This window comes from Mycobacterium sp. NGS49, assembly GCF_059812565.1.
The window spans coordinates 172,401-186,982 of the sequence record NZ_JCALCX010000008.1 but is presented as its reverse complement, the minus strand read 5'-3'; the positions used below and the strand labels follow the sequence as shown (position 1 = coordinate 186,982).

At 64.3% G+C, this 14,582-nt stretch carries 10 protein-coding genes; 4 read left to right on the top strand and 6 right to left on the bottom strand.

Going from position 1 to position 14,582, the window contains the following annotated elements:
* Positions 1-3 precede the first annotated feature (3 nt).
* On the bottom strand, positions 4-1,440 hold the full coding sequence (locus AC5Y7D_RS10800) for a WS/DGAT/MGAT family O-acyltransferase (protein ID WP_499923778.1): 1,437 nt from the start codon (positions 1,438-1,440) through the stop codon (positions 4-6).
* Positions 1,441-1,881: 441 nt separating this feature from the next.
* Here AC5Y7D_RS10800 and AC5Y7D_RS10795 point away from each other — a divergent pair, with 441 nt between their 5' ends.
* Positions 1,882-2,934, top strand: a complete 1,053-nt coding sequence (locus AC5Y7D_RS10795; protein ID WP_499923776.1) for an NAD-dependent epimerase/dehydratase family protein — start codon at positions 1,882-1,884, stop codon at positions 2,932-2,934.
* Positions 2,935-3,002: 68 nt separating this feature from the next.
* Positions 3,003-3,611: a TetR/AcrR family transcriptional regulator gene (locus AC5Y7D_RS10790; RefSeq protein WP_499923774.1), complete on the top strand. Its 609-nt coding sequence runs from the start codon at positions 3,003-3,005 to the stop codon at positions 3,609-3,611.
* 16 nt (positions 3,612-3,627) lie between these two features.
* Here the strand turns inward: AC5Y7D_RS10790 and AC5Y7D_RS10785 are convergent, their stop codons facing one another.
* The 5 genes from AC5Y7D_RS10785 to AC5Y7D_RS10765 form a co-directional block, all read right to left on the bottom strand.
* Positions 3,628-4,734, bottom strand: a complete 1,107-nt coding sequence (locus tag AC5Y7D_RS10785) for an NDMA-dependent alcohol dehydrogenase (protein WP_499923772.1) — start codon at positions 4,732-4,734, stop codon at positions 3,628-3,630.
* 19 nt (positions 4,735-4,753) lie between these two features.
* Positions 4,754-5,584, bottom strand: a complete 831-nt coding sequence (locus AC5Y7D_RS10780; RefSeq protein WP_499923769.1) for an SDR family NAD(P)-dependent oxidoreductase — start codon at positions 5,582-5,584, stop codon at positions 4,754-4,756.
* Positions 5,581-6,504, bottom strand: coding sequence for an alpha/beta hydrolase fold domain-containing protein (locus AC5Y7D_RS10775; RefSeq protein WP_499923768.1), 924 nt, complete (start codon positions 6,502-6,504; stop codon positions 5,581-5,583). The genes AC5Y7D_RS10780 and AC5Y7D_RS10775 overlap by 4 nt, the downstream gene beginning before the upstream one ends.
* Before the next feature lie 49 nt (positions 6,505-6,553).
* On the bottom strand, positions 6,554-8,032 hold the full coding sequence (locus AC5Y7D_RS10770; RefSeq protein WP_499923767.1) for a flavin-containing monooxygenase: 1,479 nt from the start codon (positions 8,030-8,032) through the stop codon (positions 6,554-6,556).
* A 119-nt stretch (positions 8,033-8,151) separates the two neighbouring features.
* Positions 8,152-9,591, bottom strand: coding sequence for an aldehyde dehydrogenase (locus tag AC5Y7D_RS10765; protein WP_499923766.1), 1,440 nt, complete (start codon positions 9,589-9,591; stop codon positions 8,152-8,154).
* 162 nt (positions 9,592-9,753) lie between these two features.
* Here AC5Y7D_RS10765 and AC5Y7D_RS10760 point away from each other — a divergent pair, with 162 nt between their 5' ends.
* Both AC5Y7D_RS10760 and AC5Y7D_RS10755 read left to right on the top strand, forming a co-directional pair.
* Entirely contained in the window at positions 9,754-10,782 is a 1,029-nt protein-coding gene (locus AC5Y7D_RS10760) for an AraC family transcriptional regulator (protein WP_499923765.1), read from the top strand.
* Positions 10,783-10,842: 60 nt separating this feature from the next.
* Positions 10,843-14,175, top strand: coding sequence for a protein kinase domain-containing protein (locus AC5Y7D_RS10755; protein ID WP_499923764.1), 3,333 nt, complete (start codon positions 10,843-10,845; stop codon positions 14,173-14,175).
* Positions 14,176-14,582 lie beyond the last annotated feature (407 nt).

Here is a 14,582-nt window from a genome sequence, read left to right as displayed (position 1 = left end):
AGCTCAACCGCCTGTGGTCGAAGTTGCGGGGGAGGGGCTCACGGTGGGCTGCGCGCGTGCGATCGCGAGCAGCTCCTCTAGCGAGTTTTGGAAGCCGCGGACCAATTCCCAGGTATCGGGAACGGCGACGGCGTCGGCGAGAACGCAAAGGTTGAACTGGTCGCAGTAGCTCCAGACGGTCATGTTGAGCGTCGCACCGTGCGAGATCTGCCCGGTGGAGAACCACTTATCGACGCGCCACCGGCCGAGGTAGCGAGGCTCGCGTGGCCCCGGCACGTTCGACACGACCACGTTCTTGAATGTGTCGAAGCGGCCCTTGGTCCGCGCATTGGCACGGGCAAGGCTCGAGATGAGGCGTTCGGGCAGGAGCTCGATCACCGCGCCGACGTCGGCGTCCTTGGTCTGGGCGAAGTGCTGCTTCGTGGCCTCGGCGGCGACGTGTGTGGCGCGCAATCGCTCGAGCGGGTCGGCGATCTCGGCGTGCAGCCACACGTAGTCGACCGACGAGTAGTTGCCCGGGTTGACGCGCTCGGCCGCCGGTGTGACCGCAAGCGGCATCGTGGCCACCATCGCCTCGTCGGGCGGCGTGCCCAAACGTTCGAGGTAGTGACGAACGCTGCCTGCGACGCAGGCCATGAAGACGTCGTTGATCGTGACTCCGAGCGTCTTGTTCACCTCGCGGATGTCGGCGAGCGGGAACGTCTCGCAGGAAAAGCGCCGGCTGCGCGACAGCCCACACTGGAAGGGGCCGGGCGGCGTCGAGCGGTCGATGGCGGATGGGACTCGCCGCGCGCCATCTTTCGCGAACTCCCGCTCGATGCGCACCCGATCGCGCAGGGCCCGTGCAGTCGGCGCGACCCGGCCGAGCCGCGAAGGCAGGTCTCGTAATGCCCAACCCAGTCGCTGTCTGGCCGACGGCAGCGGCGGGGGTTTCCACGCGGGCGGAACTACCGCGGCATCCTCAGGCGTGTCGTTGTAGAACGCGGCCAGCATGTCCAGCACCCCGACGCCGTCGGAATATGCATGGTGCAGCAGCGTCACGAGTGCTACCCGGCCGTCTTCGAGGCCCTCGACGACCCAGACCTGCCACAGCGGCCGGTCGCGATCCAGTGGGTGGGCGTAAATCTGCTCGACAAGCTCGCAGAACTCCTTCAACCCACCCGGGGCCGGACAGACAACGCGGCGCACGTGTGCGTCCAGATTGAATTCGGGGTCCTCCACCCAGATCGGGTGATGCAAGCCGAGGGGCGTTGGCAGATATCGCAGACGGAAGACCGGAAGCAGGTGGGCCCGCTCCTCGAACATCCGCCGCGCCTTCGGCCATGACCAGCCCTCGGGGTCGGTCGAAGGGTCGAGCACGCTGATCTTGAGCGTGTGGTTATAGGCGCTGCCGCCATCGAGGTAGAGCATCAATGCGTCGACGCCGTTGAGTCTTCTCATCGGGTTCGGGCCTCCTCGCGCGCTCGCTGGCGCGGTTTCCCCACGGTCAGCCTAGATGCCTGTGGCACGGAATTCGACATTTTCGTTCTGGCTCCCTTCATGGTCGATTGCGCGCTGATGTCTTTCGAGCGCAAGGCCCGGCGTTCGTCGGTGTGGTACCCCCAGAATGGACCCCGACTCTGGGGAAAGTATTGCCATTGCGCGACAACTTTTTATCCTTCTGCGACACGGCGATCGGCTCGGTGCGGCAGGCTGATCTCGCGGCCGGAGTGGCCAAGTGCATCTTTCTGCAGATCGACGTGTGTTGCTCTGCAATGGTTTTCGGCAAACTCTTGCTTACATCGAGAGGATTGCAGGGTCTCGGTGGCGCCCCGCCTTGATTAATGACGTGATGTCATTAATTATTGACGCTGTGTCATTAGCACCCTACGATCGACAACCATGACACCAACGAAAAAGCCATCAAATGCACAGACTCGCGACACAAGTCTCACGGTGGCCGTGACCGGGCCCACCGGGGAGGTGGGGCGCTCACTGCTTGCGGCGCTGGAAGGCTCAGATCGGGTCAAGCGTGTGCTCGGCATGGCGCGCCGGCCCTTCGACCCGGCCGAATACGGTTGGGAGAAGGTCGAATACCGCAGGGGTGATGTGCTCGACCGGTCGACGGTCGACGAGCTGGTCGCCGACGCGGACGTCGTGGTGCATCTGGCGTTCATCATCTTCGGCAATCGCGAGGAGACCCGCACGGTCAACTTGGAGGGCACCCGCAACGTGTTCGAGGCGTGCGTCAAGGCAGGCACGCGCCGGCTCGTCTACACGTCATCCATCGCGGCATACGGCTTTCACCCCGACAACCCCGAGGTTCTGACGGAGGACGTCGAGCCATGGGGGACGGAAGAGTTTTACTACTCGGCGCAGAAGGCCGAGCTCGAGGAGCTGTTTCACGAACTGATCGACGGCACCGGCATCGAGCAGTACGTGTTCCGGCCGAGCATCGTCGGTGGGCGCGACGCGCCGGCGCTGGTCAACGACCTCGTCAAGCGTTTCCAGCTCGGCGGGCGCCTGCCGCTGGAACGCGATCTCATCCGGGTCATCCCAGGTGCGTCTCCGGTGCTGCCCGAGCCTGGGACGTCTTTTCAGCTCGTACACCACGACGACTGCGCCGAGGCGCTGCTCGCTGCGGTCGAGGGCCGTGGCGCCCCGGGCACCTATAACCTCGCCGGAGACGGCGTGGTCACCATGACGGATATCGCGCGAGAGCTCGGCTGGCGGGCGGTCCCAGTGCCGGGTCTGGGGGTCAAGGCCCTGGTCGGGTTGGTGACCCGGCTCGGGCGGCTGCTCCCGCAGGAGCTTTCGTGGATCCACGTAACACGGCGATCGGTGATCATGGACACCACCAAGGCGCGCCGCGAACTCGGCTGGCGCCCGCGCCACGACGCGGCCGATACCATGCGCGAGACGATCGCGGGAGCGAAAGCCGCTGGGATTATCTGAGCGCATCGGTAATTGGTGACGTCATGTCATTAACTTCGGTTACCGGCCCGGGCGCTACGCTGACATCGATGACCGCGAAGCCGCGCGTACGACGCAAACCCGAAGACGCCGAGCGCGAGATACTCGACGCGGCCGAGCGGTTGCTCAAGGAGATTCGCTTCCGCGATCTCACGGTCGATGCCGTCGCGGCGGCGGCGAACATGCGGAGATCCAACTTCTACAACTACTTCAAGGACCGCAACGAGCTGATCGTGCGACTCGTCGATCGGATCGGGGACGAGATGTTCGCGGCGACGCGACTCTGGCTCGAAAGCGAAAACCCCGATCGCATAGCCGCATTGCGGCAAGGGTTGCGCGATGTCGTCCGGATCTGGAGCCGGCACGCCGACGTGCTGGCGGCGATGAACGAAGCGTCCTATCACGACGAGGTCGCACAGCGTTACTACCGCGGCGGGGTCGTCCAGGAGTACATCGATCAGATCGCCAAGCTGCTTCGCCGCGAGAAGCGCCAGGGACTTACGAAAGTCGCCAATCCGAACGAGGTCGCCCGCGCGCTGATCCTGCTCAACCTCAACTACATGACGGAACGGGTGACGATGGACCACGCCCGCCCCGAAGCGGTCGCGTCCGTGCTGGCGGAGATCTGGATTGGCACCGTGTACCCGGACGCGACCTGAGCGGGATCCGTTCTCGTCAGTGAATGATCACGCCACGGATGTTCTTGCCGTCCCGCAGGTCTTGGTAGCCCTGGTTCACCTGTTCGAGCGTGTAGGTGGAAGTCACCAGCTCGTCCAGCATCAGCTGACCGGCGTCGTAAAGCCGCAGCAGCCGGACGATGTCGTACTGCGGATTGCACGAACCGAACAGCGACCCCCTGATCGTCTTCTCGTGCAGCGTCAGGTCGGTTCCGGAGATGTGCACGGTGAGCTTGGCCGGATTAGCCAAACCGGTGATGACGACGGTGCCGCCCTTGCCGATCACCGCGGTCGCCGCCGAGACAACCTCTTCATCCACGGTGCCCACCAGGATCAGTGCCGCGTCGGCGCCCTGCCCCCAGGTGAGCTCGTTGACCTTGTGCGCCGCGCTGGCGGCATCGGCGAACGCGTGGGTGGCGCCGAACTTGAGGGCCATGTCGCGCTTGAATGCCACCGGGTCCACGACCACCACGTATTTGCACCCGGCGGCGATCGCGCCCTGGACCGCGTTGATGCCCAGGCCACCGACGCCGTAGATGACGGCCGTGTCACCCGCCCGCAGGTTTCCGGCGTTGACCGCGGTGCCCCAACCGGACGGTACCCCGCAGCCGACCAGCACCGCAGTCTCCAGTGGCAGCCAGTCGTCCACCTTCACGACCGAGTGTTCTGAGATGGTTGCGCGCTCGGAGAAGGTGCCGAGCATGCACACGGCACCGAAATCCGTTCCGCTGGAATGCAATCGGAAACTACCGTCCGGCATGCAGCCGTCGAGTATGGTGGCACCCATATCGCAGAGGTTCTGCCGGCCGGTCGAGCAGTAGCGGCAGGTCCCGCAACTCGGGATGAAGCTGCACACCACGTGATCGCCGGGCTTGACCTTGGTGACGCCGGGGCCCACGTCCTCGATGATCCCGGACCCCTCATGTCCACCCACGATGGGGTAGCGCGGTGGCAAGTCGCCGTCGGTGAGGTGCAGGTCCGAATGGCACAGTCCCGCAGCGGTGTACTTGATCAGCACCTCGCCCGGACCCGGTCCATCGAGATTCAGTTCCATCAGCTCGAACGGCTTGCCCGCCTCGAGGAGCACTGCGGCAGTGGTTTTCATTCTGGTGTCCCTTTCTGGATTACTTGGCCCATGGGAAGAATTTCGCCGCGCCGGCGGCGACGATCCGCTGATATGACGAACCCATGATTCGCGCGAGCACGTCAATGGCTTTTGCCTCCAAGCCGATGATGACCCGGGCGCGGCCCTTGCTGACTCCATTGACGATGGTCTCTGCGGCCATCTCCGGCGTATGGATGAGGAGCCATTTGTCGTAGAACGCCGCAAGGCTATGTTGGTCCTCGTTGTCGGCGACCGTGGCGTTTCGTGCGACGGCGGTCTTGATGCCGCCGGGATGCACGCACGTCACCTTGACCGGGTGCTTGGCGACCAGCATCTCCTGGCGCAGCGCCTCGGTGAATCCGCGCACGGCGAACTTGGCTGCGTTGTAGGCGCTTTGGCCGGGCACCGCGATCAGCCCGAACAGACTGGAGATGTTGACGATGTGCCCGTCGCCGGACGCGATAACATGCGGCAGAAAGGCTTTCGTGCCGTTGACGACACCCCAGAAGTCGACATCGATGATCCGTTCGATGTCCTTGAACTCGGACTTTTCGACGTTGCCGTTGTATGCGATGCCCGCGTTGTTGTAGACCTGGTGGACCTCACCGAAGTGTGCGACGACTTCGTCGGCGTAGGCCAGCACTGCCTCGCGTTCGGCGACGTCGAGCCGGTCGGATTTCACGTGCGCGCCGAGTGCTTGGGCCCGGCGGACGGTTTCGTCCAGTCCGCGCGTGTCGACATCGGAGAGCGCGAGTCTTGCGCCCTTGTTCGCCAGATTGAGAGCCAGCGCCCGGCCAATGCCGGAGCCGGCTCCGGTGATGACGACGACTTTGCCTTCGAATGAGCTCATTTGGCTGCGACCTTCCGATGCTGGATGTTGGTGTGGTTGCCTAGTTTTGCGCCGAGGTCGGTGATCGCGGTGCGGGCTTCGGGGAGCAGGCTGACCTGGAGGTGGAAGTCGTGCCACATGCCACCGAACCGGCGGTGGTCCGGTAGGAGCGACTTCGCAGCGGCACAGGCGGTTTCGATCTTGTCCGCGTCCACGGAGACCGGATCGTCGCCGGCACTCTGCATGACGATCGGCGGCAGGCCCGCCATATCGCCGTACACCGGAGAGATGCCGGGCGACCGCGGATCGCAGGACCCGACGTAGCGCGGCGCCCACTCGGCGCACATCGACGGCAGGATCAGCGGATCGCGCAGCACCGGTCGTGTCTGGTCGATGTCGAGGGCGAGGTCGGCCCAGGGGCAGATCAAGCCGAGTGCGGCAGGAGCGGGGAGTTCGCGATCGCGCAAGACCATGGCGAGTGCGAGTGTCAGGCCGCCACCGGCTGAATCACCGGCGATTACAGCGGTGTTCGGGTCTAGTCCGTCCTCGAGCAGGCGGGTGTAGACGGCGACCATTTCCTCGAGGGCAATGGGATAGCGCGCCTTCGGCGCGCGTGAGTAGTCGGGAACCAATGCTGTCATTCCGGCGGCCGCGGCGAGGTGCGCGACCATGCCGCGATAGCCTCTGGCGCTGCCCAGGGCGTAGGCGCCGCCGTGCAGATAGATCAGTGTGCCGTGGGTTGCCGATTGCGGGGGGTGCACCCGTTCGACGGGGACGCCCGCAATCGTGACGCGCTGGAAGCGGGTGCCCTTGGGAGGGCGGGCGGCAGCCGTCAGCGCTTGGAGCATCAGGCGCCGCCCGCCGACACCCAGGTGGCGAGACCCGAACGCCGGTCGCGCGCCCCGCAGCACGGCGCGGATCACATTTTTACTGAGCTTCATGATGACCTCTCATCAGGCAATGTCGAGATATGTTGGCGAACAGACATGCTCAGGCCACCGCGGCGCCAACAGACGTCCGGTCGAACCGCAGTACTCCATCGTCGACAGGGTCTTCGAGCAGGGTCTTGCTGTCCTTCTCGTAGTGCATCAGCACCTGCCACGGGTGCTTGGAACCCTGACGCGGCAAGGTGTCCTTACCGCGCTTGACGTAGCCGGATTGCAGTTGGTCGAACATGTCGATGTCCAGCGCGCAATTCTCGACATCGCGGGGCGTCGCCACCGCGTACCCGTTGTCGTCCATGTACTTGAACAGACGACACAGGTAGGTGCCGGCGATGTCGGATTTCAGCGTCCACGACGCATTGGTGTAGCCGATGATCCAGGCGAGATTGGGAATGTCCTCTAACAGCACGCCCTTGTAGGTCATCCGGTCGTGCAACTCGTGCGTCACACCGTCCACCGAAAGTTCCACACCACCCAGCATCTGGATGTTGAGGCCGGTCGCAGTGACGATGATGTCCGCCTCGAGTTCTCGTCCGGACTTGCACAGGATCCCCGTCCGGGTGAAGGTTTCGATCTGATCGGTGACCACCGACGCCGAACCTGATGCCAGTACCTTGAAAAGATCGCCGTTTGGCACGGCGCACAACCGCTCGTCCCATGGCAGGTACCTCGGGGTGAAGTTGCTCATGTCGACCGACGGCCCGACGCGGCGGCGTACCTCCCAGAGCAGAAGTCGGCGCATCAGATTGGGCCAGCGGCGGCAGGCCTGGTACATCCGGCGTTGGATGGCGATGTTCCGCTTGCGCCCGAACGCATATACCCATCGGTCAGGAAGGAAACGACCCAGGACTTCGGAGATCTTGTCGACCGCCGGCAACGAGAAGACGTACGACGGTGAGCGTTGCAGCATGGTCACATGCTCGGCGTCACCGGCCATAGCCGGCACCAGCGTGACCGCCGTTGCGCCACTGCCGATCACAACGACCTTCTTGCCGCTGTAGTCCAGATCTTCGGGCCAGTGCTGGGGGTGAACGCATTGACCCTGGAATTGGTCCACGCCAGTGAAGTTCGGGAGGTAGCCGGCGTCATAGTTGTAGTAGCCGGTGCAGCTGATGAGGTAATTGCAGCTGTAGGTGCGGGTTTCGCCGCTCGCCTCGTGAACGGTTGTCACGGTCCAGCGGCTCTGCGCACTTGACCAGTCCGCGTTGACGACCTTCAGGCCGTAGTGGATCTTCTCGTCGATGCCGTAATCGGATGCGGTGTCTTCAATGTATTGCCGGATGGACGGGCCATCGGCGAGCACCTTCGAGTCCTGCCACGGGCGGAACTGGTAACCGAAGGTGAACATGTCGGAGTCCGAACGCACTCCGGGGTAGCGGAACAGGTCCCACGTGCCGCCCAACCGTTCCCGTCGCTCCAGCACGGCGAGGGTCTTGCCTGGGAACTCCGCCATCAGGTGACAGGCGGTACCGATGCCGGACAGGCCGGCGCCGATAATCAGGACGTCAAAGTGTTGTGCGGTCATGGCTTCCTCGGGCTTATGGCTGCGGTGCTCGCTGGACGGTATAGAAGAAGCATCTCCGAGGCCGGCGTCGCACGTCTTGACACTGTCCGACAGATTTTTATCATTTGCGGACACGCGGACTAGGAGATGTACATCGATTTGAGGTCCAGGTAGCTGCTCAGCGTCTCTGGGCCGAACTCGCGGCCAAGGCCGCTCTGTTTGACTCCGCCGAACGGCGAACCGATGGCGATCGGGTATCCGTTGATGCCGATGGTGCCAGTGTGTACTCGGCGCGCAATGTTCTTGGCACGCTCGGTGTCCGCGCTGAACACCGTGCCGCCCAGGCCGTACACGGAGTCGTTCGCGATTCGCACCGCGTCCGCCTCGTCGGTGTAGGGGATGACCGAGAGCACGGGACCGAAGATCTCCTCCTGGGCGATGGTCGCGTCGTTGGTCAGGTAGGCGAATACGGTCGGTTCGACGAACCAGCCTTTGTCGATGCCGTTGGGCCGGCCGCCACCGGCGACTAATCGTGCTTCGCCCCTGCCCTTTTCGATGTAGCGTTCGACACGATCCCGGTGTGCCGCAGTCGCCATGGGTCCGATCTCAGTCTCCGGGTCCAGGGGGTCACCGACCCGCAACATCGAGACCCGGGTCGCCAGCGCGTCAACCACCTCGTCGTAACGTCCTGTGGGGGCGAGGATTCGGCTGCACGTCACACACGTCTGTCCGTTGTTCATGAAGGTGATGAACTGCAGGTTGGGCATGATTGTGTCCATGTCGACGTCGTCGAGCAGTATCGCGGCCGACTTGCCCCCGAGTTCCAGCGTCACCGGACGCAGCAGTCCCGCGCAGACTGTGGCAATCGACCGTCCCGCTGCTGTCGACCCGGTGAAGGCGACTTTGTCCACGCCTGGGTGTGAGACCAGATACGCGCCGATATCGGGCCCACCCGGAACCCAGTTCAGCACACCAGGTGGAATTCCGGCTGCCGCAGCGGCTTCGGCCACGATGATCCAGTCCAACACCGTCGCCGGCGGTGAGGGTTTGACGACCACGGCGCACCCGGCCGCGAGCGCCGGAGCGATCTTGCTCATCGCGAGCACCACCGGGTAGTTCCACGGCACGATCGCGGCAACAACACCCACCGGTGATCGCCGGACCACGGTCTCGTGGCCCAGCTGGGATGGCCGCACCTCCTCGACCGACATTGTCGCCGCAAAATCCGCGTAGTACCGGAGTAACCCGATCGCGAAGCCGCCCTCGAACGCCTCGCTCAGTCCGATCGGCATCCCATTTTCTTGGCTCACCAGTGGCGTCAATTCGCCAGAACGCGTTTGCAATTCGTCCGCGAAGCGGTTCAGCAGCGCAGCCCGATCCGCCGGTGACGCCTGCGACCACTCTGAGTTCTCGACCGCGTTTCGCGCGGCGGCCACGGCTCGATCCACATCTGCCACATCGGCTTGCGGAACGCTGCCGAGGACCTCCTCTGTCGAGGCGTTCAGCGCGGTGATGCGGGTGGAGGTCGACGGCGCCACCCAGCGACCGTCGATATAGAGAGCGTCGCGGTCGACGGCCATGGTTGATCTCCTGCGGCTAGGTGTGATCTGCGGGCGCCACGCGGCGCCTTGCCTGCTGTCGGTTGCAGGACGTGTAGACACAGGATGGTCGAGGATGGCGGCGTAGGTCTTGACATCTCCCGACAGGGTTTTATCATTTTGCGACACAGGAAGGTAGTCGAAATGGGTAGTCTGATCCGCGCCACCAACCTGTGGGGATACAGCGACCTGATGTGCGAGCTTGGCGCCGACCCGAAGCGGTATCTGAAGCGTTTCGAGATCCCGCCGGGTATCGAGCATCAGGAGGACGCGTTCATCTCGTTGGACGCATTCGTTCGGATGCTGGATGCCAGCGCCGACGAGCTCGGTTGTCCGGACTTTGGACTCCGTCTCGCACGCTGGCAGGGCCTGGACATCCTGGGACCCATCGCGGTGATCGCGCGAAACGCACAAACCTTGCTCACCGGATTGGAGTCGATCGCCCGCTACCTCTACGTTCATTCGCCCGCCTTGAACCTGACTGTTTCGCCGTCCACCGCCGGGGACAACGTGAAATTCAGCTACGAGGTAACCGATCCGGGACTCCCTTATCCGCTACAGGGATACGAGCTGAGCATGGCCAACGCAGTCCGCATGATCCACCTTCTGGGCGGACCGGAGGCGCGAGCCCGTGCTGTCTCCTTCATGCACGACCAACAGGGACCGGACGCCGCGTACCAGGAAGCGCTCGGTTGCACCGTGCGGTTCGGCCAGACGTGGTGTGGATTTGAGGTACCCCGTCGTCTGGCCGGCAGACCCATCGACAACGCGGATCCGGAAACCAGACGCATCGCCACGAAATACCTCGAGTCCAATTACCTGCCAAGCACCGCCGCGCTTTCCGAACAGGTTGCCGAGTTGGCCCGCCGCCTGCTACCCACCGGCCACTGCAGCGCCGAGATCATCTCCGACCAACTCGCCATGCACCCTCGAACGCTGCAACGACGCCTGGCCGCCGAGGGCGTGCGATGCGGGGACCTCATCGAGCGCGAACGTCGTGATCAAGCGGAGAGGTACCTCGCCGAACCGGGGCTGTATTTGAGCCAGATCGCGGTCTTGCTCGGCTATTCCGAACAGAGCGCACTCAACCGTTCATGTCGACGCTGGTTCGGCAAGACACCGCGGCAGTACCGAGCCGACCTGGTGGCGTCGCCTCGATCGGCGCGCCGATAACCGGCGAGCACTGTCGATGAGACTGGTGGAGAGCCTCCCGGCAGAGGATAGTGACCGTCGATGAACGATGTCGATCCGCTAGCGACCCGCAGGGACCTGGTCCCGGACTTTCCCGCGGAACTGCGTCAAGCGGGATTCGACAAGGTGGAGGAGATCGGGCGCGGCGGATTCGGTGTCGTCTACCGCTGCGATCAGCCGATGCTGGACCGCAGCGTTGCCGTCAAGGTATCGATCGCCGACCTCGACCCCGACAATCTTGCCCGCTTTCTCCGTGAACAGCGCGCGATGGGCCGCCTGTCCGGACATCCCCACATCATGAACGTGTTGCAGGTGGGCGTGTTGGCGAGTGGCCGGCCCTTCATCGTGATGCCTTACCACGCAAAGAATTCGCTGGAGGTGCTGATCCGCCGGCATGGACCCCTCGACTGGCGCGAGACGCTCACCATCGGCGTGAAGCTCGCGGGTGCATTGGAAGCGGCGCATCGCGCGGGCACGCTGCATCGTGATGTGAAACCCGCGAACGTGCTGCTGACCGATTACGGCGAACCGCAGTTGACCGACTTCGGAATCGCCAGAATCGCCGGAGGTTTCGAGACTGCGACGGGGGTGATAGCCGGTTCGCCGGCGTACACGGCGCCTGAAGTGCTCGGGGGCAGATCGCCGACGCCGGCCTCGGACGTGTATTCGCTTGGCGCGACGCTGTTTTGTGCGCTGACCGGTCATGCCGCGTTCGAGCGCCGCAGCGGCGAGCAGGTTTTCGCTCAGTTCGTGCGGGTGACTTCGCAACCCATTCCAGATCTGCGGGCCCAGGGGCTGCCCGCCGACGTTGCGGCGGTGATCGAACGCGCGATGGCTCAGGATCCGGCGGATCGTCCGGCAACCGCGGCAGAGTTGGGCGACGAGCTGCGTGCGGTGCAGCGCCGCAACGGCGTCGCCGTCGACGAGATGCCCCGTCCCGTCGAGCTGGGGGTGGAGCGCCGAAGCTCGCGCGTGGCACATGGGGTTCAGCGCGATACTGGCGGCACGACCACGCTCCCGACGCCTCCGACACCCGCGACCAAGTACCGGCCCCCGGTCCCCAACAGGTCACTGGTCGCCCGCGGCCGGCTCACCGACGTCCTTCGCGCCGGCGGACGGCGGCGGCTGATCCTCATCCACGCCCCCTTGGGGTTCGGCAAGAGCGCGCTGGCGGCGCAATGGCGTGAGGAGCTCTCGAGCGACGGCGTCGCGGTTGCCTGGCTGACGGTAGACGACGACGACAACAACGAGGTGTGGTTCCTGGCGCATCTACTCGAGTCGATCCGCCGGGTCCGTCCCGCTCTCGCCGGGTCGTTGGGACAGGTGCTTGAAGAACACGGCGATGACGCCTGCCGGTACGTCTTGACGTCGCTCATCGACGAAATCCACGACAAGGACGATCCGATCGCGGTAGTGATCGACGACTGGCATCGGGTGACCGACAGTCAAACTGGCGCCGCCTTGGGATTTCTGTTGGACAATGGATGTCACCACCTGCAGGTCATCGTCACCAGCTGGTCGCGCGCCGGATTACCTCTGGGCAAGCTGAGAATCCGCGACGAACTGGTCGAGATCGATTCCGACGCTCTACGTTTCGACACGAGCGAGGCGGCGTCGTTGCTGAAAGATATTGGTGGCCTGCAGCTCTCACCTGGTGACGTGGCGGCGTTGACCACATCGACCGACGGGTGGGCCGCGGCCCTGCAGCTGGCCGGATTGTCGCTGCGTGGCGGCGGCGATGCGACCAGTCTCCTACGCCAACTGTCCGGGGCCAGCGACGTGATTCGCGAGTTCCTGGGCGAGAACGTGCTGGATACCCTCGACCCCGATTTGCGTGACTTCCTTTTGGTGACATCGATTTCCGAGCGGACCTGTGGCGGACTGGCCGCCGCACTGGCGGGGGTGACCAACGGGCAAGCCATGTTGGAAGATGTCGAGCAGCGCGGCTTGTTCCTGCAGCGCGTGGACGACGACCCAAATTGGTTCCGCTTCCATCAGATGTTCGCCGAATTTCTCCGCCGTCGCCACGAACGTGACCGGCCCGACCGCATCGGAGAACTCCACCGCACCGCCTCTGCCTGGTTCGCCGAGAACGGCCATCTCAACGAGGCCGTCGACCATGCATTGGCCGCAGGCGATCACGCGCTAGCTGTCGACCTTGTCGAGCAGGATGAGACGAACCTGCTGGAGCAATCGAAGATGACGACGCTGCTGGCGGTCGTGAGCAAACTACCGCAGCACCTGGTGGCGCCCCGGCCCCTGCTCCAACTCGTAATCGCCTGGGCGAATATTCTTTTGCAGCGTTCGGCGCGTACCGACGGCGCACTTGACCGCTTCGAAGCGGCCGTGGGCCGAGCGGAGCTCTCTGACGCGGTGCGTGCGGACCTGCGTGCTGAGGCAGACGTTTTGCGGGCCGTCGCCGAAGGCTTGGCCGATCGGGTCGAGCGCGTGGACGATCTGGTCGCCGAGGCAATGTCGCGACCCGACACCTTGCCTCCGCGGGTGCCTGGGTCTGCCGCGAACGTCGCGGCGTTCGCGGCGATCTGCCGCTTCGACTTCGAAGCCGCCGACCGGCTGCTTGACTGGGCTACGCCTTATCAGGAGACGATGGGACCGTTCGCCACCGTATACGGGCGCTGCTATCGCGGCATGGCCGCGAGGTATCGGCTCGACATCCCCGCGGCCCTGGAGTACTTCCGCGAGGCCGCAGAGATTGCCGCCAGCGTTGGGCAGCAATCGCACGCGGCCCGGCTCGCGGGTTCGTTGCTTGGCGAATTGCTCTACGAGACTGGCGACTTGGCCGAGGCCACGCGTCTGGTGGACGAGAGCTATCTGCTCGGGTCCGACGGTGGCGCAGTGGATTACCTGGCGGCCAGGTTTGTGATCGGTGCGCGGATCAAGGCGGCGCAGGGCGATCACGGCTCCGCGGCCGGTCGTCTTTCCGCCGGTGCGAAGGCAGCAGTCCACCTGCGATTGCCTCGCCTTGCCGCGCGGATCAACAATGAGCGCATCCGGCTGGGCATCGAACTACCTCAGGATGTTGCGACCGCTTTGCGGTCACCCCGCACTATCGATCCCGACAACGGAATCGCCACGATGACAGCCGAACTCGACGAAGACTCCGCGATCCGCCTCTTATACGCAAGCGAGTCTGCGGACGACCACGAACAAGCATGCCGACGGGCTAAAGGTCTGGTCGCCGCGATCGACGGCGAGCGTAGACCGCTGGCGGCGCTGCAGGCGAAACTGCTCAACGCCGAAACGCTCGCCGCCGTCGGCCGAAAAGATGACGCCCGCGACGCTCTGGGGCCGGTAGCCGCACAGTGTGCCGAACTCGGGTTGTCACGTCTGCTAATCGATGCGGGGCTCGGATAGCGCCGGGGGTTTGACATCGCGAGCATGCCTGCGGCGCAGGCTCCTTGAGTTGGTTGGCGCGAGATCAACTGCCCACCAATAGATCCGACACGTAACCCAGCCGGTTGGTGATCCGTTCGCGCCTCCGCCGGCGAGCGTCGGTGATCGCGCCGACTGAGCTCACGGCCGCTGGGATGAGAAGTGGGAACATTATGATGAAGAGGACTATGGCGATCGAGAACATGGTGTACTCAGCTTTCTCCGTAAGGCGAACGACTATTTTTCGCGGCGTGCAGACTCCGGATGAAGGGTCCCGCAGAAACAGGATCGTCGACGGTGCCGCTGCGGGTCTTGGCAGTTCCCGACATACTTTTGTCATTTCCCGACACGCACATCACGCCGCGCAATGCCATTCATCAACTCGATGG

Coding starts and splice junctions, on each gene's coding strand:
- AC5Y7D_RS10765 (WP_499923766.1), bottom strand. CDS start 9,591: ATGGCCGTCGACCGCGACGCTCTCTATATCGACGGTCGCTGGGTGGCG.
- AC5Y7D_RS10785 (WP_499923772.1), bottom strand. CDS start 4,734: ATGAAAACCACTGCCGCAGTGCTCCTCGAGGCGGGCAAGCCGTTCGAG.
- AC5Y7D_RS10800 (WP_499923778.1), bottom strand. CDS start 1,440: ATGAGAAGACTCAACGGCGTCGACGCATTGATGCTCTACCTCGATGGC.
- AC5Y7D_RS10760 (WP_499923765.1), top strand. CDS start 9,754: ATGGGTAGTCTGATCCGCGCCACCAACCTGTGGGGATACAGCGACCTG.
- AC5Y7D_RS10755 (WP_499923764.1), top strand. CDS start 10,843: ATGAACGATGTCGATCCGCTAGCGACCCGCAGGGACCTGGTCCCGGAC.
- AC5Y7D_RS10770 (WP_499923767.1), bottom strand. CDS start 8,032: ATGACCGCACAACACTTTGACGTCCTGATTATCGGCGCCGGCCTGTCC.
- AC5Y7D_RS10795 (WP_499923776.1), top strand. CDS start 1,882: ATGACACCAACGAAAAAGCCATCAAATGCACAGACTCGCGACACAAGT.
- AC5Y7D_RS10775 (WP_499923768.1), bottom strand. CDS start 6,504: ATGAAGCTCAGTAAAAATGTGATCCGCGCCGTGCTGCGGGGCGCGCGA.
- AC5Y7D_RS10780 (WP_499923769.1), bottom strand. CDS start 5,584: ATGAGCTCATTCGAAGGCAAAGTCGTCGTCATCACCGGAGCCGGCTCC.
- AC5Y7D_RS10790 (WP_499923774.1), top strand. CDS start 3,003: ATGACCGCGAAGCCGCGCGTACGACGCAAACCCGAAGACGCCGAGCGC.